Source organism: Actinomycetospora sp., from assembly GCF_055612215.1.
Window position 1 is genome coordinate 1 of the sequence record NZ_JBVPVA010000417.1, and the last position, 1163, is coordinate 1163.

The following is a 1163-nucleotide window of genomic DNA, read 5'->3' on the forward strand; positions in this document are numbered from 1 at the left end:
CGCGGCGAGGCCGGCGCCGGAGTTCACGGTGACCACGGACCCACGGGTCGCCCGCAGCGCCGGGAGCAGCAGCCGCGTCAGTTCCGCCACCGCGACGACGTTGACCTCGAACTGCCGGCGCCACGTGTCCGCGTCGAGCTCCTCGACGGTGCCGAGCAGTCCGACCCCGGCCGAGTGAACCAGGACGTCGAGCTCGTCGATCCGTTCTGTCGCGCCGGCGAGCGCGGCGGCGTCGGTGAGGTCCACCGGCCACGGGAGCGCCCGCGGGCCGAGCTGCTCCGCCACGCCGGAGAGCGCCGCGCCGTCCCGGCCGCCGAGCAGCAGGTCATGGGTGGGGGCGAGCGCCGTCGCGACGGCCGCACCGATCCCGCGCGACGCGCCCGTGACGAGGGCGAGCGGACGTTCGGAAACCATCGGCGCACCCTAAACGAGACGGGTTGTGCGCGACCCACACCCGGATCCGGGCCCGCCACTCCACCGTGTGCTGAGCGCGCGACCCGCGTCACGCGTCGGCGGGGACCGCGTTGGAGGGGTCATCGCTCCGACACACGGAGCGTGACGGACCGGGATCACGCGGCTTTCGTTCCCCAGCTGGGTCGCGTGCGGTTCGACGGGATCGCCCCGAACGGTCCCGGGTGGCACGACGGCCGGCGCCCCGCGAGGACGGCGGGGCGCCGGACCGTCAGGTCAGCGCTGCACGATGACGGTGTCGCCGACGTGCAGCGTGCGGAAGAACGTCCGCGCCGCGGAGTCTGACAGGTGCACGCACCCCGCGGACTGCCGCGACAGGCTGCCGGTGTGGAACGCGATGCCACCGTCGAAGAAGACGGACCAGGGCATGGGCGCGTCGTCGAACTCCGAGGACCGGTGGTCGGCGTCCTTCCAGGTGACGTGGAAGGTGCCGGGCGAGGTCCGCTCCCCGGGCCGGCCGGTCGTGATCGGCGCGGAGAGCACCACGCGCCCGTCGCGCACGAGCCACGCCCGCTTGTGCGAGATCGAGACGCACGCGCCGTCGGTGAGCCCGCAGGGCAGGCCGGCGGCGGAGGTGGCCGTCGTGGTGGTCGTGGTGGCGCGGTGCGCCGGCAGGGTCGTCACGTGCGAGGTGGCGACGGCGGGGGTGGCGGTCCTCGCGGCGCCGCTCGACACCGCGGCGGGCACGATCG

General features: G+C 75.1%; 2 protein-coding genes. Both read right to left on the reverse strand.

Annotated elements, in window-relative coordinates; all coding sequences use genetic code 11:
• Positions 1-414, reverse strand: a 414-nt coding sequence (locus AC0CYZ_RS11775) for an SDR family NAD(P)-dependent oxidoreductase (protein ID WP_472215480.1), incomplete at its 3' end; no start/stop codon positions are given.
• Between the two features lie 273 nt (positions 415-687).
• Positions 688-1163, reverse strand: a 476-nt coding sequence (locus tag AC0CYZ_RS11780; protein ID WP_472215482.1) for a L,D-transpeptidase, incomplete at its 5' end; no start/stop codon positions are given.